Origin of the sequence: Streptomyces sp. NPDC017943 (genome assembly GCF_044328425.1) — a bacterium.
Classification (GTDB): domain Bacteria; phylum Actinomycetota; class Actinomycetes; order Streptomycetales; family Streptomycetaceae; genus Streptomyces; species Streptomyces djakartensis_A.
Window position 1 is genome coordinate 800,534 of record NZ_JBIRHH010000002.1, and the last position, 18,256, is coordinate 818,789.

At 72.9% G+C, this 18,256-nt stretch carries 16 protein-coding genes; 9 read left to right on the forward strand and 7 right to left on the reverse strand.

Going from position 1 to position 18,256, the window contains the following annotated elements:
• Positions 1-35 precede the first annotated feature (35 nt).
• On the reverse strand, positions 36-1,064 hold the full coding sequence (locus ACH4C6_RS08540) for a LacI family DNA-binding transcriptional regulator (RefSeq protein WP_398107758.1): 1,029 nt from the start codon (positions 1,062-1,064) through the stop codon (positions 36-38).
• A 108-nt stretch (positions 1,065-1,172) separates the two neighbouring features.
• Between ACH4C6_RS08540 and ACH4C6_RS08545 the strand changes: the two genes are divergently transcribed.
• From ACH4C6_RS08545 to ACH4C6_RS08555, 3 genes are read left to right on the forward strand one after another with little or no spacing between them, the layout of a single operon-like run.
• Positions 1,173-2,330: a phytanoyl-CoA dioxygenase family protein gene (locus ACH4C6_RS08545; protein ID WP_398107759.1), complete on the forward strand. Its 1,158-nt coding sequence runs from the start codon at positions 1,173-1,175 to the stop codon at positions 2,328-2,330.
• Positions 2,331-2,338: 8 nt separating this feature from the next.
• On the forward strand, positions 2,339-3,115 hold the full coding sequence (locus ACH4C6_RS08550; protein ID WP_398107760.1) for an SDR family oxidoreductase: 777 nt from the start codon (positions 2,339-2,341) through the stop codon (positions 3,113-3,115).
• A 44-nt stretch (positions 3,116-3,159) separates the two neighbouring features.
• Positions 3,160-4,164: a Gfo/Idh/MocA family oxidoreductase gene (locus ACH4C6_RS08555; protein WP_398107761.1), complete on the forward strand. Its 1,005-nt coding sequence runs from the start codon at positions 3,160-3,162 to the stop codon at positions 4,162-4,164.
• Between the two features lie 99 nt (positions 4,165-4,263).
• On the opposite strand, the gene ACH4C6_RS08560 is transcribed toward ACH4C6_RS08555, so the two are convergent.
• From ACH4C6_RS08560 to ACH4C6_RS08580, 5 genes are read right to left on the reverse strand one after another with little or no spacing between them, the layout of a single operon-like run.
• The gene (locus ACH4C6_RS08560) at positions 4,264-5,283 is read right to left on the reverse strand and encodes a Gfo/Idh/MocA family protein (protein ID WP_398107762.1); all 1,020 of its coding nucleotides are present in this window, start codon (positions 5,281-5,283) and stop codon (positions 4,264-4,266) included.
• Positions 5,284-5,301: 18 nt separating this feature from the next.
• Positions 5,302-6,204: a sugar phosphate isomerase/epimerase family protein gene (locus tag ACH4C6_RS08565; RefSeq protein ID WP_398107763.1), complete on the reverse strand. Its 903-nt coding sequence runs from the start codon at positions 6,202-6,204 to the stop codon at positions 5,302-5,304.
• A gap of 1 nt (position 6,205) precedes the next feature.
• On the reverse strand, positions 6,206-7,120 hold the full coding sequence (locus tag ACH4C6_RS08570; protein ID WP_398107764.1) for an ATP-binding cassette domain-containing protein: 915 nt from the start codon (positions 7,118-7,120) through the stop codon (positions 6,206-6,208).
• Positions 7,121-7,125: 5 nt separating this feature from the next.
• On the reverse strand, positions 7,126-8,202 hold the full coding sequence (locus ACH4C6_RS08575) for an ABC transporter permease (protein ID WP_398107765.1): 1,077 nt from the start codon (positions 8,200-8,202) through the stop codon (positions 7,126-7,128).
• Positions 8,202-9,221 carry a sugar ABC transporter substrate-binding protein gene (locus ACH4C6_RS08580; protein WP_398107766.1) on the reverse strand — a complete coding sequence of 340 codons (1,020 nt, stop codon included), beginning with the start codon at positions 9,219-9,221 and terminating at the stop codon, positions 8,202-8,204. The genes ACH4C6_RS08575 and ACH4C6_RS08580 overlap by 1 nt, the downstream gene beginning before the upstream one ends.
• A gap of 321 nt (positions 9,222-9,542) precedes the next feature.
• On the opposite strand from ACH4C6_RS08580, the gene iolC reads away from it, so the two are divergent.
• The 6 genes from iolC (at position 9,543) to galE (ending at position 16,257) form a co-directional block, all read left to right on the forward strand.
• Complete coding sequence (gene iolC / locus ACH4C6_RS08585; protein ID WP_398107767.1) at positions 9,543-10,520, forward strand: 5-dehydro-2-deoxygluconokinase; 978 nt, start codon at positions 9,543-9,545, stop codon at positions 10,518-10,520.
• 13 nt (positions 10,521-10,533) lie between these two features.
• Entirely contained in the window at positions 10,534-11,412 is an 879-nt protein-coding gene (locus ACH4C6_RS08590) for a deoxyribose-phosphate aldolase (protein ID WP_398107768.1), read from the forward strand.
• A gap of 55 nt (positions 11,413-11,467) precedes the next feature.
• Complete coding sequence (iolB, locus tag ACH4C6_RS08595; protein ID WP_398107769.1) at positions 11,468-12,361, forward strand: 5-deoxy-glucuronate isomerase; 894 nt, start codon at positions 11,468-11,470, stop codon at positions 12,359-12,361.
• On the forward strand, positions 12,358-14,229 hold the full coding sequence (iolD, locus tag ACH4C6_RS08600) for a 3D-(3,5/4)-trihydroxycyclohexane-1,2-dione acylhydrolase (decyclizing) (RefSeq protein ID WP_398107770.1): 1,872 nt from the start codon (positions 12,358-12,360) through the stop codon (positions 14,227-14,229). Before iolB ends, iolD begins: the two co-directional genes overlap by 4 nt.
• 59 nt (positions 14,230-14,288) lie before the next feature.
• On the forward strand, positions 14,289-15,074 hold the full coding sequence (locus tag ACH4C6_RS08605) for a GntR family transcriptional regulator (protein WP_398107771.1): 786 nt from the start codon (positions 14,289-14,291) through the stop codon (positions 15,072-15,074).
• An 82-nt stretch (positions 15,075-15,156) separates the two neighbouring features.
• Positions 15,157-16,257: a UDP-glucose 4-epimerase GalE gene (gene galE, locus ACH4C6_RS08610; protein ID WP_398107772.1), complete on the forward strand. Its 1,101-nt coding sequence runs from the start codon at positions 15,157-15,159 to the stop codon at positions 16,255-16,257.
• An 88-nt stretch (positions 16,258-16,345) separates the two neighbouring features.
• Here galE and ACH4C6_RS08615 read toward each other — a convergent pair whose 3' ends face one another.
• A complete protein-coding gene (locus tag ACH4C6_RS08615) occupies positions 16,346-18,166 on the reverse strand; it encodes a glycoside hydrolase family 15 protein (protein WP_398107773.1) in 1,821 nt (606 codons plus the stop codon).
• Positions 18,167-18,256 lie beyond the last annotated feature (90 nt).

Below are 18,256 nucleotides of genomic sequence, written 5' to 3' on the forward strand. Positions count from 1 at the left end.
TTCAGCCGGACCCACGCCCGGGCCCGGCGGGCGGATCACACGGCCGCCTGCGCGGGCATGTTGTACGGCGTCACCACCTGGATCGCCGACGGCAGCGTGGGGCCCGCGGGCGGCAGGGCGCCGTGCGCGCGCATGACGGTGTGGCACGCCTCGCGCACGTCCTGGCGCAGGTCGTGGTGGAGCACGGCGGACAGGCGGTGCTCGCGCAGCAGGCGGGTGTTGTCGTGGTCGAGGTCGTGTGCGACGAACACGGCGCACTCGCGGCCCAGGTCGTCGAAGGCCCGCAGCGTGGCGATGTTGCCGCCGCCGATGGAGTACACCGCGCGGATGTCCGGGTCGCGTTCCAGCGCGGCGCGCACCAGGTCGTACTGGGTGGCGTCCAGGCCCTGCCCCCCGGCGATCTCGACCAGCGCGCGTTCCGGGTGGCGGGCGCGCATGACGCTGCGGAAGCCCATCTCGCGCTCCTCCTCGTTGCGGAAGAACCCGCTGCTGAGGCTGGTGAGGACGTTGCCGGGGCGCTCCCCCAGCCACTGGCCCGTCAGATAGGCGGCCGTGGCGCCCGCCGCCCGGTCGTCGATGCCGACGAAGGCGCGGCGGGCGCTGGCGGGCAGGTCGGTCACCAGCGTCACCACGGGGATTCCGGCGGCTTCGAGGCGCCCGACCGCGGCGGTGACCTCGGGAACGTCCGGGGCCTTGAGGACGACGCCCTGCGAGCCGCGCCGGGCGATGCGGTCGAGGATCCGCACCAGGTCCGCCGCGCCGGTCTCGCGGAAGTGGAAGCGCGAGCGCAGCACCGCCGGGTGCAGGGACGGCAGTTCGGCCTCCAGTGCGGCACGCACCGCCGTCGTGAAGCGTTCCGGGGCCTGCATGACGATGTCGACCATGAACGTCCGGCCGACCAGCCGGACCTGGGTGCGCTGCCGGTCGAGGTCGGCGATGGCCTGGTGGACCTCCCGCGCGGTGCTCTCGCGCACGCCTCCCCTGCCGTTCAGGACCCGGTCGACGGTGGCTTCGCTCAGTCCCGCCTGACGTGCGATCTCCCGGATCGGGAAGGGGTGGCCCATGCGCCGGCTCCTTGAGGGGTTTTTGATGGCTCGCTGCTGGTTGTTCGAGGGGTTTGTACTGACAAGAATGGCAGGGCTGCGTCGCTCCGTGACCCCGAAGGGACGACGATGTCCTTCACTTCCGTCCACCACCGCGCCTGGCTGTCCGAACAGGACTGCGACCTCGACGCGTTCCGCGCCCTGGTCGAGCAGGCGACGGATCCCACCGACTACCCGCACGCCTCCACCGTGGAGCGCGACGTGCCCGTGTACGACTGCGCGCTGCTCGAGGGCGACCGCGTGGTGCAGGCCGAGCTGGTGCGGGCCCTCGCCGACGGCCCCGGCATCGTCGTCTTCCGCGGGGCCTTCCCCGATCCGGGGGTCGTGGACCGGGCCACCGCCGTCTTCGAGGCGCTGATCGCCGAGCAGCGCGCCTCGGGCGCCGCCGCCGGCGACCACTTCGCCGCGCCCGGCGCCAACGACCGCGTGTGGAACGCGCTGGAGAAGGCGGCCCTGCACGACGCGGAGGCGTTCGCCGACTACTACGCCAACGACGTCCTCGCCCTGGTGGCCACCGCCTGGCTGGGCCCCGGCTACCAGGTCACCTCCCAGCTGAACGTGGTCAACCCGGGCGGCGCCGCGCAGAGCGCCCACCGCGACTACCACCTGGGCTTCCTGACGGACGAGGCGGCCGCCGCCTACCCGGCGCACGTGCACCGCCTCTCCCCCGTGCTGACCCTCCAGGGGGCGGTCGCGCACTGCGACATGCCGGTGGAGTCCGGGCCGACGAGGTACCTGCCGCACTCGCAGAAGTACGAGCCGGGCTACCTCGCCTGGCGGCGCCCGGAGTTCCGGGCCTACTTCGAGGCGCACCAGGTGCAGTTGCCGCTGGCCAAGGGCGACGCGGTGTTCTTCAACCCGGCTCTCTTCCACGCGGCCGGCACCAACCGCTCCACCGGCATCCGGCGCATGGCCAATCTGCTGCAGGTGTCGTCGGCGTTCGGGCGGGCCATGGAGACGGTGGACCGGGAGGCCGTCGTCGGCGCCGTGTACCCGGTGCTGCTCAGGCGCCAGGCCGAGGGCGCGGACCGGGCCTGGCTGGAGCACGTGGTCGCGGCGAGCGCCGAGGGCTACCCCTTCCCCACCAACCTCGACCGCGACCCGCCGCTGGACGGACTGGCCCCACCCTCGCAGGCGGACCTGGTACGGCGGGCGCTCGCCCAGCGGTGGGAACCGGACGTGCTCCGGGCGGAGCTGCGGGCCGCCGCGCGGCGGCGGGAGAGCTGAGGAACTCCATGGGACTTCTCGAGGACAAGGTCGTCCTGGTCAACGGCGGCAGCCAGGGGGTCGGCGCGGCCGTCGCGCGGGCCGCGGTGCGCGAGGGAGCGGCCGTCGTCGTCACGGGCCGGCGCACCGGGCCGGGCGAGGCGCTGGCCGCGGAACTGACCGCCGCGGGCGGCAGGGCCCGCTTCGTACGGGCCGACCTCGCCGACGCCGAGCAGGCCAGGGGCGCCGTCGCGCGGACCGTCGGCGCCCACGGGCGGATCGACTGCCTGGTCAACTCGGCGGGGCTGACGTCCCGGGGCACCCTGCTGGACACCACGCCGGACCTGTTCGACCAGCACATCGCCATCAATCTGAAGGCGCCGTTCTTCGCGATGCAGGCGGCGGTCGCCGACATGGTGGCGCGCGGGGCGCCCGGCACGGTCGTCAACATCATCACGTCGTCGGCCCACGGCGGCCAGCCGTTCCTCGCCCCGTACGTCGCCGCGAAGGCCGGCCTGATCGGCCTGACCCGCAACGCCGCGCACGCGCACCGCTGGGACCGCATCCGGATCAACGGGCTGAACATCGGCTGGACGGCGACCGAGGGCGAGGACGCCACGCAGCGGGCTTTCCACGGGGCCGGGGACGACTGGCGCGAGGAAGCCGCCGCCAGGCTGCCCATGGGCCGGCTGGGCCGGCCGGACGAGATCGCCGACTTCGTCGTCCTGCTGCTGTCCGACCGGTCCGGGGTGGTCACCGGGTCGGTGATCGACTGGGACCAGAACGTCCTCGGCGGACTCGACTGAGCACCACCCGCACGCCCCCTCACCCTCTCCAGGAGCACCACCTCATGCGTATCGGAATCCTCGGCCTCGGCCGCATCGGCGCCTTCCACGCCGAGACCCTCTCCGGACTCGACGCCGTCGACTCCCTCGTGCTGACCGACCCGTTCGCGGACGCGGCCAAGACCGCCGCGGAGCGGTTCGGGGCCGAGGTCGTGGACTCCCCGGAGGCCCTGCTGGCCGCCGGGGTGGACGGCATCGTCGTCGCGGCCGCCACGGACGCCCACCCCGCGCTGATCCTGGCCGGGGTGGAGGCCGGCGTGCCGGTGTTCTGCGAGAAGCCCGTGGCCCGCACCATGGGCGAGGGCGTCGAGGTGCTCCGGGCCCTGCGGGGTGCGGACGTGCCGGTCCAGATCGGCTACAACCGCCGCTTCGACGCGGGGTTCGTCAACGCCCGCGCGGCCGTGCTGGGCGGTGAACTCGGCACGCTGCACACGGTCCGCTCGACCACGCTCGACCCGGCGCCCCCGCCGGCCGCCTACATCGCCGCGTCGGGCGGCATCTTCCGCGACTGCTCCGTGCACGACTTCGACATCATCCGCTGGGTGACCGGCCGCGAGGTGAGCGAGGTCTACGCGGTGGGCGGCAACCGCGGTGCGGACTACATCAAGGACGCCGGCGACGCCGACACCACGGGCGCGATCCTCACGCTGGACGACGGCACCCTCGCGGTCGTCTCCAACTCCCGTCACAACGCCCGGGGTTACGACGTCCGCATGGAGATCCACGGCTTCGCGGACTCCATCGCGGTCGGCCTGGAGGACAAGCTGCCGCTGCGCTCGGTCGAGCCGGGCGTGACGTTCCCGGCGGGCACCCCGCACGACTTCTTCATGGACCGCTTCACCGACGCCTACCGTGCCGAACTGACCGCTTTCACCGAGGTCGTGGCCGGTGTGCGGCCCTCGCCCTGCACGATCGAGGACGCCCTGGAGGCGGGCTGGATCGCCGAGGCGTGCACGCTGTCGCTGCACGAGCACCGGCCGGTGACCATCGAGGAGGTGCGGCAGGCCTGAGCGGCCGCCGCGCGTGCGGCCCGCGTGTGAGCGCGCGCCAGGCCCGCAGGGGGAAGGGCCCGGTACCGGTACCGGGCCCTTCCCCCTGCGGGCGGCTCCTCAGGCGTACAGCGCGGGTCGGTCCACCAGTTCGACCGCCACCCGTCCGCCGTCGTGCAGCGCCCGGACGCCCGCCTCGCACACCGCCGCCGCGGCGTAGCCGTCCCAGACGCTCGGGCCCGTGACCTCACCGCGCCGGGTGGCGTCGACCCAGGTCTGGATCTCGCGGTCGTAGGCGGTCTCGAAGCGTTCGGTCCAGTCCTGGGCGATGGTGCCGCCCCAGCGGCCGGCCATGTGGGTGACCAGGGCGTGTCCGTCGCCGATGCGGGCGGTGCCGCGTTCGCAGACCAGCTCGGCCTGGACCTGGTAGCCGAAGCCGCAGTTGACGAAGATCTCGACGTCGCTGAGGGCGCCGCCGTCGGTCTCGAAGACGACGAACTGGGGGTCCTGCAGGCCGTCCGGGGCGCCGGCCGAGGGGGTGGGGCGCAGCACGGTGACGGCGGTGATCTCGTGGCCCAGCAGCCAGCGGGTCGCGTCGGCCTCGTGGGCGACGGAGTCGGTGACCAGCATGGAGCTGGTGAAGGAGGGCGCGCTGGCGACGTTGCGGTGCCGGTTGTGCAGCATCAGCGCGCGGCCCAGCTGCCCCGTCGCGAGCAGGGTCTTCAGCCTGGCGTACTCGGGGTCGTAGCGGCGCATGAAGCCGACCTGGACCCGGCGGTGGCCGAGGCGCTGTTCGGCTTCCAGGACGCGCAGGGCGGAGGCCGCGTCGGGGGTGAGGGGCTTCTCGCACAGCACGGGCAGGTCGCGTGCGAACGCCGCGAGCAGCGCGGCCTCGTGGGCCGGGCCCGGGGAGGCGATCAGGACGGCGTCGACGCCGTCCGCCTCCATCGCGGCCACCGGGTCGGTGTGGACGGTGCAGCCGCCGACGCGGGCGGCGACGGCCTTCGCCCGCTCCGCGTCGACGTCCGCGACGGCGGCCACCCGTGCTCCGCTGGTGACCTCGTGGATGCGGCGGGCGTGGTCGGCGCCCATCCGTCCGGTTCCGATGACCGCGACTCCGAGAGGGGCACGCTCGGTCATGGCCGTCCTTTCGGGTCGTCAGGCGCCGCAGGACCTGAGGAACGCGCGGGTCCGCACGGCGATCGGCAGCGGCTTGTCCGGCTCGCAGGGGTACATGTCCTGCTCGACGATGGCGAACAGGTCCACGCCGAGCTTCTGCGCCGCGGTCAGGACCGGACCCAGCTCCGGCACACCGGCGGGCGGTTCGCACATCACACCGCGGGCGACGGCCGGCCCGAAGGGGACCTCGTTCTTCACGACGTCGGCGAGGATCTCCGGGTCGACCTGCTTCAGGTGCAGGTAGCCGATGCGCTCGCCGTAGGTCTCGATCAGCTTGACGCTGTCGCCGCCGCAGTAGGCGTAGTGCCCGGTGTCCAGGCAGAGGTTGACGTGCCGGGAGTCGGTCGAGTCGAGGAAGCGCTCGACGTGCTCCTCGGTGTCGATGTGGGTGTCGGCGTGCGGGTGCACCACGATGTCCAGGCCGTAGGTGTCCTTGACCTCCCGGCCGAGGCGCTCCATGCCGGTGGTGAGGTGGCGCCACTGCTCGGTCGTCAGCTCCGGCGGCTCCAGGATCTCGGCGGTCCTGTCGTCGCGCCAGAAGGACGGGATGACCACCAGGTGCCCGGCGTCCATGGCCTGGGTGAGCGCGGCGACCCGGCTGACCTGCTCCCAGGTGGAGTCCCACTCGGAGGGGCCGCGGTGCAGTCCGCAGAAGATCGTGCCGGCCGAGACGTTCAGGCCGCGGCGGGTCACCTCGTCGGTGAGCCGGGCCGGGTCGGTGGGCAGGTAGCCGTAGGGGCCGAGTTCGATCCAGGAGTAGCCGGCCTCGGCGACCTCGTCGAGGAAGCGTTCCCAGGGCACCTGCCGGGGGTCGTCGGGGAACCAGACACCCCAGGAGTCGGGGGCGGAACCGACCCGGATGCGGTCGAGCGCGTGGGCCATGTCAGGACTTTCCTTCCGACGACGACGCGGCTGCGGGAGCACCGATCTCCCCCTCCTCGGGGAGCCCCTGGACGTCGACGCCGCGAACCTGCGCCAACTCGTGCTTCAGGGAGGCGAGTTCGGCGCCACCGGCCATGTGGTTGGTGAGCTCTTCGAGGCTGACCTCGCTGCGGTCCGCGGACATCTCCAGGGTGCCGAGGCGCAGCACGCTGAAGTGGTCGCCGACCATGTAGGCGTGGTGCGGGTTGTGGGTGATGAAGATGACGCCGAGGCCCTTCTCGCGGGCGGCGGCGATGTACTTCAGCACCACTCCGGACTGCTTGACGCCGAGGGCCGCGGTCGGCTCGTCCAGGATGAGGACGCGGGCGCCGAAGTAGACGGCGCGGGCGATGGCGACGCACTGGCGCTGGCCGCCGGAGAGCGTGCCGATGGGCTGCTCCAGGTCGTCCAGGACGATGCCCATGTTGCGCAGTTCCTCGTCCGCCGTCTTCTTCATCTTCTCGATGTCGAGGCGCCGCACGGGCCAGGGGCCCTTGGTCAGCTCGGAGCCGAGGAAGAAGTTGCGCCACACCGGCATCAGCGGGACGACCGCGAGGTCCTGGTAGACGGTGGCGATGCCCCGGTCGAGGGCCTCGCGCGGGGTGGAGAAGCGCACGGGCTCGCCGTCGACGAGGAACTCGCCCTCGGTGTGCTGGTGCAGCCCCGAGATGATCTTGATGAGGGTGGACTTGCCGGCGCCGTTGTCGCCGAGGACGCAGGTCACCTTGCCGGGGTGGACGGCGAGGTCGACGCCGTGCAGGGCGCGGACGTTGCCGTAGGACTTGCCCGCGTCGCGCAGTTCGACGAGGGGGCGGTCTCCGGCCGTCGGCTCGTCCTTCAGGACGGCGCCGTGGGTGCCGGGTGTGTTGCTGGTCATCGCGGTCACCTCCGGGTCGCCGTGCGCTGGACCCACAGATTGATGAGGACGGCGCCGAGGAGCATGACGCCGAGGAAGGCCTTGAACCAGTCCGGGTTCCAGCCGGCGTAGACGATGCCCTGCTGCACCATGCCGAACATGAACGCGCCGAAGACCGGGCCGATCGCGGAGCCGTAGCCGCCGGTGAGCAGGCAGCCGCCGATGACGGCCGCGGCGATGTAGATGAGCTCCTGGCCCACGCCCTCGCCGGACTGGACGGTGTTGAAGGAGAACAGCTGGTGCATGCCGACGAACCAGGCGCCGAAGCCGACCAGCATGAACAGGGAGATCTTGGTGAAGGTCACGGGCACGCCGACGGCCCGCGCGGAGTCCTTGTTGCCGCCGACGGCGAAGATCCAGTTGCCGTACCGGGTGCGCAGCAGCACCCAGGTGGCCAGGGCGGCGAAGACCAGCCACCACACCACCGTGATCTTGACGTTGACGCCGCCGACCTCGAAGCTCGAGGCGAAGATCTTCTGCGCCTGCGCGAAGCCGTCCATGTCGCTGATGTCGTCGGTGGCGACGTTGCCGGTGACCAGCTTGGTCACCGCGAGGTTGACGCCCTGGAGGATCAGGAAGGTGCCGAGGGTGACGAGGAAGCTGGGCAGGCCGGTCTTCACCAGCATCCAGCCGTTGAAGGCGCCGATCCCGAGGGACACCAGGAGGGCGACGACCACGCCGACCCAGACGTTCAGGGTGAGCTGGTAGCTGAGCATCGACGCGGTCAGCGCCGAGGTGACCACGGCGACGCCGGCGGACAGGTCGAACTCGCCGCCGATCATCAGCAGGGCCACGGGCAGCGCCATGATCCCGATGGTCGACGACTGGTACAGGATGTTCGCCATGGAGCTGCCGTCACGCACGGGAGGCGCGGCGAACAGGAAGAACACGAGGACGGCGACGGCGCCGAGGAAGACCCCGACCTCGGGGCGGGCGAGCAGCCGCAGGGCGAGCGGCCGCTGCCGCGTGCGCCCGTCGGACTGCCGGGGGCCGGGGGCCGGCGGTGTGTCCACCGCCGGCGTGGCCTGCTGGGTCATGCTCATCACCGGGTGCCCTTCGCGGCGAACTCCCCGATCCGGTCGACGTTGGACTTGTCGACGAAGGCCGGGCCGGTCAGCACGGGCTGCTCGCCGCCGCCGCTGTAGTTGCCGTTGTTCTTGTAGAGCCACAGGCCGTCGACGGCCAGGTAGCCCTGGAGGTAGGGCTGCTGGTCGACGGCGAACTTGATGTCGTCGGCCTTGATGGCCTTGATCAGGTCCTTGTTCAGGTCGAACGTGGCGATCTCGGCCTTGCTGCCGGCGTCGCCGACGGACTGGACCGCGGTCAGGGCGAAGGGGGCGCCGAGGGTGACGACGTAGTCGATCGACGGGTCCTGCTTCAGCTTGGCGGTGATCGTCGACTTCACGGACGGCATGTCGGTGCCGTTGACGTTCTGGGTGTCGAGCTTGCCGTCGAAGGTCTTCTCCACGCCGTCGCAGCGCTGGGTCAGACCGACGTTGCCCTGCTCCTGCACCACGCACAGCGCGTGCTTGGCGCCGACCTCGTTGAGCTTCTTGCCGAAGGCCTCACCGGCGACGGACTCGTCCTGGCCGAAGAACTCCAGCAGGTCGAGGTCCTTCCAGTCGCTGAGGCCGCTGTTGAGGCCCACCACGGGTATGCCGGCCTTCTCGGCCTTGCCTATGACGCCCTTGAGCGCGTCCGGCTTGGCGAGGGTGACGGCGATCCCGTCGACCTTCTGGTCGATCGCGTTCTGGACCAGGTTGGCCTGGTTGCCCGCGTTCGGGTCGGCGGAGTAGACGAGCTTGATGTTGTCCTTGGCGGCCGCGGCCTCGGCGCCCTTGCGGACGGTGTCCCAGAAGGTGTCACCGGGTGCCTGGTGGGTGACCAGGGCGACGGTCATGCGGGGCGTGTTCGCCTTGCCGGCGGAGGCGTTCGCGCCGCCTTCCTCGGACTTCTTGCCCCCGGAACTGCTGGAGCAGCCGGCGAGGGTCAGGGCCGCCGCCGCGGCGACGGCGACGACGGGCGCGAGCCTGCGGGAGCGGGGGTGGGAAGAGCGGTCCATCTTTCCTGGCACCTCACTGTGCTGCTGCGGGGGAAAGGGAGGGATCACGAAGGGATCCGTGGTCCCGGAGCCTTACGGAGTCCGGATCATGATGCCGCACACCGACTGTTGCGATGGCACGGGATACAAGTCCCTGCCGCGCCCGCTGTCAATACTTTGTTAAGACATCATTTCACGAGCAGGTCCGAATGTAAGAACAAAGTATTGACAGCGCCGCCCTCCGCGACCTACACCTGGGAGGCGGCAGGTCCCGCGGATCCCCGCCCCCACCGTGTCAGGGGCCCCTCGGGGCCGCATCCCCAGCTTCCGAGGAGGTCGCCCATGACCGGGCCAGCCCAGTATTTCGATGTCATCACGATGGGCCGCATCGGGGTCGACCTCTATCCCCTCCAGACGGGCGTGCCCCTGGCCGACGTGGAGACCTTCGGGAAGTTCCTGGGAGGTTCGGCGGCGAACGTGGCCGTGGCCGCCGCCCGCCTGGGCCGCCGCACGGCACTGATCAGCCGTACCGGCGACGACCCCTTCGGCGCGTACCTGCACCAGGAGCTGACGGGCTTCGGCGTCGACGACCGCTGGGTCACCCCGGTCGCCGCGTACCCGACGCCCGTCACGTTCTGCGAGATCTTCCCGCCGGACGACTTCCCGCTGTACTTCTACCGCCGCCCCAAGGCGCCCGACCTGGAGATCCACACCGGCGAACTGGACTTCTTCGCGATCCGCGGGGCCCGGATCTTCTGGATCACCGGCACCGGCCTGAGCGAGGAGCCGAGCCGCTCGGCCACGCTCGCCGCCCTCAAGGCCCGCGACCGGGCCGGCGTCACCGTCTTCGACCTCGACTGGCGTCCGATGTTCTGGCGCGACCCCGAGGAGGCACGCCCGCACTACCGCGAGGCCCTGCGCAACGCCACGGTCGCCGTCGGCAACCTCGACGAGTGCGAGATCGCCACCGGGGTGCGCGAACCGCACGCCTGCGCCGACGCCCTGCTGGAGGCGGGGGTGGAGCTGGCCGTGGTCAAGCAGGGGCCGAAGGGCGTGCTGGCCGTGCACCGCGACGGCAGCCGGGCCGAGGTGCCGCCGGTGCCGGTCGAGGTGGTCAACGGCCTGGGGGCGGGCGACGCCTTCGGCGGGGCCCTCTGTCACGGTCTGCTCGCCGGCTGGGACCTGGAGCGGACCATGCGCCACGCCAACGCCGCCGGCGCCCTCGTCGCCTCCCGCCTCGCCTGCTCCTCCGCGATGCCCACCGCGTCCGAGGTCGAGGACCTCCTCGCCGGCGTGCCGTCGCCGGGCACGAGCCACTGAAACGGAGCCTTCCTTGAACATCGGCATTCCCGAGCTGACCACGGTCCGGGCCCGCAACCCCGAGGCGGTCGCCGAGGCCGCGGCCCGCCGGACGCGGCGCCCGCTGCTCGGCGAGAGCGGCCGGCTGATGATCGTGGCCGCCGACCACCCGGCGCGCGGCGCGCTGGCGGTCGGCGACCGCCGCCTGGCCATGGCGCACCGCGCGGACCTGCTGGAGCGGCTGTGCACCGCGCTGTCGCGGCCCGGTGTCGACGGGGTGCTCGCCACCGCCGACATCCTGGACGACCTGCTCCTGCTCGGCGTGCTGGAGAACAAGGTCGTCATGGGCTCGATGAACCGCGGCGGCCTGGCCGGGGCCTCCTTCGAGATGGACGACCGCTTCACCGGCCACCGGGCCGAGGACATCGACCGCCTCCGCTTCGACGCGGGCAAGCTCCTGCTGCGCATCGACTACGACGACCCGGGCTCGCTGGCCACGCTGGAGTCCTCCGCCCGGGCGGTCGACGCCATGGCCGCCCGGCGGCTGCCGCTGTTCGTCGAGCCGTTCATCTCCCGCCGGGTCGACGGCAGGGTCCGCAACGACCTGTCCGCCGAGGCCGTCACCAGGTCGATCGCCATCGCCTCCGGTCTGGGCGGCACCTCCGCCTACACCTGGCTGAAGCTGCCCGTCACCGACGACCCGGACGACATGGGGGCGGTGCTGGAGGCCTCCACCCTGCCGGTGGTGCTGCTGGGGGGCGAGGTCGGCGGCGACCAGGAGGGCGCCTACGAACGCTGGCGCAAGGCCCTGCGGCTGCCGACCGTCCAGGGGATGGTCGTCGGACGGTCGCTGCTCTACCCGGCCGGGGGCAGTGTGGAGGAGGCGGTGGACACCGCCGTCGGCCTGCTGTGAGCCAGTCTGTGAACCGGTTCGTGAGTCGATTCCGCCGTGATCCGAAAGGCACACGATGACGTATCACCTTCCCGCGGGCAAGGCCCGGGGCGGCCCCTACACCGTCGACGTCACGCCCGGGTCGGCCGGCTGGGCCTTCGCCGGTCTGCGGGTCCTGGAGCTGCCGCCGGGCGGCACGCACACCTTCGACACCGGCGACAGCGAGTGGATCGTCGTCCCGCTCTCCGGCGGCTGCACCGTCGCCGCGGCGGACGACTTCGGCCAGGACACCTTCGACCTCACCGGCCGCCCCGACGTCTTCAGCGGCGTCAGCGACTTCGCCTACCTGCCACGCGACGCCCGGGCCACCGTGGCCTCCGCCGCCGGCGGCCGGTTCGCGCTGACCGGAGCGCGCTGCACGCGCCGGCTGCCCGCCCGCTACGGCCCCGCCTCCGAGGTCCCCGTGGAGCTGCGCGGCACCGGCACCTGCTCCCGGCAGGTCAACAACTTCGGCGCGGCCGGCGTCTTCGAGTGCGACAAGCTCATCGCGGTCGAGGTGATCACCCCCGGCGGCAACTGGTCGTCGTTCCCGCCGCACAAGCACGACGAGCACCGGCCGGGCGAGGAGTCGGTGCTGGAGGAGATCTACTACTTCGAGTTCGCCGGCCACGACGGCGTCCCCGGCCTCGGCTACCAGCGGGTCTCCCCCTCCGGCCCCGGCCGGGACACCGACGTGCTGGCCGAGGTCCGCGACGGCGACGTGGTGCTCATCCCGGACGGCTGGCACGGCCCGTCGATGGCCACACCCGGCCACCACATGTACTACCTCAACGTCATGGCGGGTCCGGAGGCCGAGCGCGCCTGGCTGATCTGCGACCACCCCGACCACGCCTGGATCCGTGACACCTGGCCGGACCAGCCGGTCGACCCCCGCCTGCCCCTCTACACCGCCCCGGAGAGGACCCGATGAGCGCCCGCACCCGCCGACTGACCACCGCCCAGGCCCTGGTGCGGTTCCTGTCCGCCCAGTACACCGAGCGCGACGGCGTGCGCCGCCGGCTGATCGCCGGGACCTGGGGCATCTTCGGCCACGGCAACGTCGCCGGGATCGGCCAGGCGCTGCTCGAGCACGCCGAGGCGATGCCGTACCACCAGGGCCGCAACGAGCAGTCCATGGTGCACGCGGCGGTCGGCCACGCCCGCCAGCTCAACCGCCTGTCCGCCCAGGCGGTCACGACCTCCATCGGCCCGGGCGCCACCAACCTGGTCACCGGGGCGGCGCTCGCGACGATCAACCGGCTGCCGGTGCTGCTCCTGCCCGGGGACTACTTCGCCTCGCACGCGGCCGACCCGCTGCTGCAGCAACTGGAGCACCCGGTCGAGGCCGACGTGTCGGTCAACGACACCCTGCGCCCGGTGTCGCGGTACTTCGACCGCATCACCCGCCCCGAGGCGCTGATCCCCTCCGCGCTCCAGGCGATGCGCGTACTGGCCGACCCGGCCGAGACCGGCGCCGTCACCCTCGCCCTGCCGCAGGACGTGCAGGCGGAGGCGTACGACTGGCCGGAGGAGTTCTTCGCCGAGCGCGTCTGGTACGTCCGGCGTCCCGCCCCGGACCCCGTGGAGCTGGCGGCGGCCGTCGAGGCGATCCGGTCGGCCGAGCGGCCGCTGATCGTGGCGGGCGGCGGCGTCCATCACAGCGAGGCCGAGGACGCCCTGAAGGCGTTCGTGGAGGCCACCGGCATCCCGGTGGCCTCCACGCAGGCGGGCAAGGGTTCCCTGCGCCACGACCACCCCGCCGACCTCGGCGGCATCGGCCACACCGGTACGGCCGTCAGCGACGACCTCGCCCGCGCGGCCGACCTCGTCATCGGCGTCGGCACCCGCTATACCGACTTCACCACCGCCTCCGGCACGCTCTTCCAGAACCCGGACGTGCGGTTCCTCAACGTGAACATCACCGGCTTCGACGCCCACAAGCTGGCGGCGCGCACCCTGGTCTGCGACGCCCGCGCCGGGCTGGAGGAGCTGACCGGGGCACTGGCCGGACACCGCGTGCCCGAGGCGTACGAGGCCGAGTACCGCGCCGGCAAGGAGCGCTGGGAGGAGGTCGTCGAGGCCGCCTACCGGGCAACCGACGACAGCGCGGTGCCGACCCAGACACAGGTGCTGGGCGCGCTGGACGCCGTCGTGGGCGACGAGGACGTGGTGATCAACGCCGCCGGTTCGCTCCCCGGCGACCTGCACAAGCTGTGGCGCGCGCGCAGCCCGCGCCAGTACCACCTGGAGTACGGCTACTCCTGCATGGGCTACGAGATCCCGGCCGCCATCGGCGTCCAGCAGGCCGCCCCGGGTACGCCCGTGTGGGCGCTGGTCGGCGACGGCACCTACCTGATGATGCCGACGGAGATCGTCACGGCCGTCCAGGAGGGTCTGCCGCTCACCGTCGTCCTGCTGCAGAACCACGGCTACGCCTCCATCGGCGGCCTGTCGGAGGAGACCGGCGGGGAGCGCTTCGGCACCGCCTACCGGTTCCGGGCCGCCGACGGCACCTTCACCGGCGCCCCGCTGCCCGTCGACCTGGCGGCCAACGCCGCGAGCCTCGGCATGGACGTGCTGCGCGCCAAGACCGTGCGGGAGCTGCGGGAGGCCCTGGCCGCGGCCCGCGCCGCGGACCGGCCGACGTGCGTGTACGTGGAGACCGACCCCGCCCCGACCGCCCCGCCGGCCGAGGCCTGGTGGGACGTGCCCGTCGCCGAGACCGCCTCCCGGCCGGCCGCGGTCGAGGCCCGTGCCCGCTACGACCGCGGGGCCGCCGGGCGCCGCCGCCACCTCTGACGCCACCGCCACCGCTCCGGCTGCGCTGCTCGACCCGACCCTCGGAAAGGGGCATCTCCATGGCGAAGACCGGTGACCGGACCCGCACCGCGGCCGCCCCCGCCCTCGCCTCGCTGCACTTCGCCCCGGACCGGATCAGCCCCGTGCCGCTGTACCACCAGCTCGCACAGCAGCTGGAGCGGGCGATCGGGCAGGGGCTCCTCGCCCCCGGGGACCTGCTGGGCAACGAGGTGGACCTGTCGGTCCGCCTCGGCCTGTCCCGCCCCACCGTCCGCCAGGCCATCCAGTGCCTGGTCGACAAGGGCCTGCTGGTCCGCCGGCGCGGAGTGGGCACGCAGGTGGTGCACAGCAAGGTCAGGCGCCCGCTGGAACTGAGCAGCCTGTACGACGACCTGGAGGCGGCCGGGCAGGGGCCGGCCACCCGGGTCGTGCGCCACGAGACGGTCCCGGCGGCCTGCGACGTGGCGGCCGCCCTCGGGGTGCCCGAGGGCAGCGAGGTCGTCCTGCTGGAGCGGCTGCGCAGCACCCACGGCACGCCGGTGGCCCTGCTGCGCAACCACCTCCCGTCCGGGCTGCTCGACCTGGACGGCGCGCGCCTGGAGTCGACGGGCCTGTACCGGATGCTGCGCGCGGCGGGCATCACCCTGCACAGTGCCCGCCAGCGGGTGGGCGCCCGTGCGGCCACGGCGCGGGAGGCGGCGCGTCTGGACGAGGCGGAGGGGGCGGCGCTGCTCACCATGCGGCGCACCGCCTTCGACGACACCGGCCGCGCGGTCGAGTACGGCACGCACGTCTACCGCGCCTCGCGGTACTCGTTCGACTTCCAGTTGCTGGTGAGGCCTTGACCCACCCCCCGCACCGGGTGCAAAGTCGTACATATACACCGTAAACATACGGTGGCGACGCACCCGACGCGGGAGTCCTGGCATGGTCCGCAGCAACCAGTTGCCGACCACCCGGCAAGCCGGCTCGTCCTGGGCGCCCTCGACCGTCCTGGTCACGGGCGGGGCGGGGTTCATCGGCAGCCACACCTGCGTGGAGCTGCTCGACCACGGCTACGAGGTGATCGTGGTCGACGACTACTCCAACAGCTCGCCGCAGGTCCTCGCGCGGGTCGAACGGATCGCCGGCCGGTTCGTCGGCGCCGTCTACGAACTGGACATCCGTGATCGTCACGCCCTCACGGCCGTCTTCGACCGACACTCCGTGGACGTCGTCGTGCACTTCGCCGCGCACAAGGCGGGGGGCCTGTCGACACGGATGCCCGCCGCGTACTACGACACCAACGTCGGCGGCACGACCGCCCTGCTGCACACCATGCAGGAGCACGGCGTGCACCGGCTGGTGTTCCCCTCCTCCTGCTGGATCTACGGCGACGCCGGGGGTGGTCCGCTCGACGAGGCGACCCCGGTCCGGCCCGGCACCCCCTACGCGACCTCGAAGTGGATGTGCGAGCAGATCCTCGGCGACGTCTGCCGGAGCCATCCCGACTTCACCGTGCTCTGCCTGCGCTACCCGGTGCCGGCCGGGGCCCATCCGAGCGGGCTCCTCGGGGAGGACCCGCGCGGCACCCCCGAGAACCTGCTGCCCCGCCTCGCCCAGGTGGCCGTCGGCCGGCGCGAGCTGCTCAGCGTGTTCGGCGACGACTACCCGACCCCCGACGGCACCGGCGTACGGGACTACCTGCACGTCATGGACGCCGTCGAGGCGCACCGTGTCGCGCTGGACCACCTGGTCGACGCGCCGGGGATGCGGGTGTACAACCTCGGCGCGGGAACGGGCCGTTCGGTCCTCGAGGTGGTCGGGGCGTTCTCCCGCGCCTGCGGCCGGCCCCTGCCCTACGCCGTCGCCCCGCGCCGCCCCGGGGACGTCGCCGAGCTGGTCGTGGACGCGTCGGCCGTGAGCCGCGCCTGGGGCTGGCGCCCCACCCGGGACCTGGCCGACGTGTGCCGGGACGCCTGGCGTTTCCAGCGGCTCAATCCGCACGGTTACACCGGCACCGCCCGGACGGCGGAGAGCGGTCAGTAGGACCGCCGGAGCGGTCAGCAGGACCTGCCGGTGCGGTCGACAGGCCCGCCGGTGCCGTCGGCTGCTCGCGGGAGAGGCGCCGTCCGCGTCACCGCCCGGGTGCGCCGGGGCCGCGCCCGCTCCACGCCGTGGCCGGCGAGAGGGCGAAGGCCGTCTCCACCAGGGCGATGTGGCTGAACGCCTTGGGGGCGTTGCCCAGTTGGCGGCCGCTGCCGGGGTCCCACTGCTCGGCCAGCAGACCGACGTCGTTGCGGACGGCGAGGACCCTTTCGAAGACCTCGCGGGCCCGCCCGCGCTCGCCCGTGGCCGCGAGGGCCTCGGCGTACCAGAGCGTGCAGGAGACGAAGGCGCCCTCGGCGTCCGCCCGGTGCCCCGGTGAGCCGCCGTGCGCCCCGGTCCCGTACCTGCGGAGGAACCCCTCGTGGCCCAGCCCGCTCGCGGCGCGCACGGTGGCGCGGACCCGCTCGTCGTCGCCGGGCAGGAACCCGACCCGGGGCAGGAGCAGCGCCGAGGCGTCCAGGCCGGGGGCGCCGTAGGACTGCACGAAGGACCGCCGGTCGGGGTCCCACCCCCGGCGGCAGACCTGGCGGTGGATCTCGTCGCGCATGACGCGCCACTGCCCGCAGGGGCCGTTGCGGCCGAGGAGCCGGGCCATGCGCACGGCGCGGTCGGCCGCGACCCACGCCATGACCTTGGAGTGGACGAACTGCCGTCGCGGGCCGTCCACCTGCCACATCCCCTGGTCCGGTTCCCTCCAGTGCCGCATCAGGAAGCCCATGAGCGACTCGACCAGGTCCCACACGTGCGCCGGCAGGGCGATGCCCGCCCGCAGGGACAGCCACAGGGTGTCCATGACCTCGCCGTAGACGTCCAGTTGGAAGCAGTCCACGGCCGAGGTGCCGAAGCGCACGGGCCGGGATCCCTCGTAGCCGGGCAGCCAGGGCGCCTCGGTCTGCGGGAGCAGCCGCTGTCCCTTGACGCCGTAGACCGACTGGAGGTCGGCGGGATCTCCGGCGACGGCCCGCATCAGCCAGCCGAGCCAGGCCGTGGCCTCGTCGTGGTAGCCGCTGCGCAGCAGGCAGGACAGGGTGCGGGTGGAGTCGCGCAGCCAGCAGAACCGGTAGTCCCAGTTGTGCGCGCCGCCGATGGAGCCGGGCAGGGAGGTGGTGGGCGCGGCGACGATGGCGCCGGTGGGGGCGTAGGTGAGGGCCTTGAGGGTGATGAGGGAGCGCACGACGGCCTCCCGCCAGGGCCCCCGGTAGCGGCACCGGCCGGCCCAGCTCCGCCAGAAGCCGGTGGCCTCCTTCACGGCGGTCTCCGCCGGGACGGACAGCGGTGAGGGCGGGCCGGGCCGGTGCGAGGGCGTCCAGCCCAGGGTGAGGGCCAGCCGGCGTCCGGCCGTGACGGTGAACTCCCAGACCGTGGCGTCCTGGTCGCCCCGGTCGTGGACCGATCCCTCGGCCCCGAGCCAGACGGCGTCCGGGCCGGCGACCGCGACGGTGCAGTGGCCCGCGTCCCGCACCCACGGCACGACGCGGCCCTGGTGGAAGCGGAGCCGCAGCTCGCTGCGCAGGTCCACGGTGCCGGTGAGGCCCTCGACCACCCGGACCAGGCACGGGACGTCCGCGCGGGGCGGCATGAGGTCGGTGACGCGGACGGTCCCGGTGGGGGTCTCCCAGACGGAGTCCAGGACGAGGGTGTCGGGCCGGTAGGAGCGGCGCGCGCAGGTGCCGCCGGAGACCGGGGCGAGGCGCCAGCGTCCGTTGTCCGGGGTGCCGAGCAGGGCGGCGAGGCAGGCCGGGGAGTCGAAGCGGGGCAGGCAGAGCCAGTCGACCGACCCGTCGCGGCCGACCATGGCGGCCGTCTCCAGATCGCTGATGAGGGCGTAATCCTCGATGCGTGCGTTCATGATCGGGACCACGCCGCCGTGCGCTTCGCCGCTTTCGAGCCTACTCCGCGCCCGGCGCTCCGGCACGGGCGTGCGCGCGTGGGTGCCGAT

Coding starts and splice junctions, on each gene's coding strand:
- iolC (WP_398107767.1), top strand. CDS start 9,543: ATGACCGGGCCAGCCCAGTATTTCGATGTCATCACGATGGGCCGCATC.
- ACH4C6_RS08540 (WP_398107758.1), bottom strand. CDS start 1,064: ATGGGCCACCCCTTCCCGATCCGGGAGATCGCACGTCAGGCGGGACTG.
- ACH4C6_RS08615 (WP_398107773.1), bottom strand. CDS start 18,166: ATGAACGCACGCATCGAGGATTACGCCCTCATCAGCGATCTGGAGACG.
- ACH4C6_RS08565 (WP_398107763.1), bottom strand. CDS start 6,204: ATGGCCCACGCGCTCGACCGCATCCGGGTCGGTTCCGCCCCCGACTCC.
- ACH4C6_RS08555 (WP_398107761.1), top strand. CDS start 3,160: ATGCGTATCGGAATCCTCGGCCTCGGCCGCATCGGCGCCTTCCACGCC.
- galE (WP_398107772.1), top strand. CDS start 15,157: ATGGTCCGCAGCAACCAGTTGCCGACCACCCGGCAAGCCGGCTCGTCC.
- ACH4C6_RS08575 (WP_398107765.1), bottom strand. CDS start 8,202: ATGAGCATGACCCAGCAGGCCACGCCGGCGGTGGACACACCGCCGGCC.
- ACH4C6_RS08605 (WP_398107771.1), top strand. CDS start 14,289: ATGGCGAAGACCGGTGACCGGACCCGCACCGCGGCCGCCCCCGCCCTC.
- ACH4C6_RS08545 (WP_398107759.1), top strand. CDS start 1,173: ATGTCCTTCACTTCCGTCCACCACCGCGCCTGGCTGTCCGAACAGGAC.
- ACH4C6_RS08550 (WP_398107760.1), top strand. CDS start 2,339: ATGGGACTTCTCGAGGACAAGGTCGTCCTGGTCAACGGCGGCAGCCAG.
- ACH4C6_RS08560 (WP_398107762.1), bottom strand. CDS start 5,283: ATGACCGAGCGTGCCCCTCTCGGAGTCGCGGTCATCGGAACCGGACGG.
- iolB (WP_398107769.1), top strand. CDS start 11,468: ATGACGTATCACCTTCCCGCGGGCAAGGCCCGGGGCGGCCCCTACACC.
- ACH4C6_RS08570 (WP_398107764.1), bottom strand. CDS start 7,120: ATGACCAGCAACACACCCGGCACCCACGGCGCCGTCCTGAAGGACGAG.
- ACH4C6_RS08580 (WP_398107766.1), bottom strand. CDS start 9,221: ATGGACCGCTCTTCCCACCCCCGCTCCCGCAGGCTCGCGCCCGTCGTC.
- iolD (WP_398107770.1), top strand. CDS start 12,358: ATGAGCGCCCGCACCCGCCGACTGACCACCGCCCAGGCCCTGGTGCGG.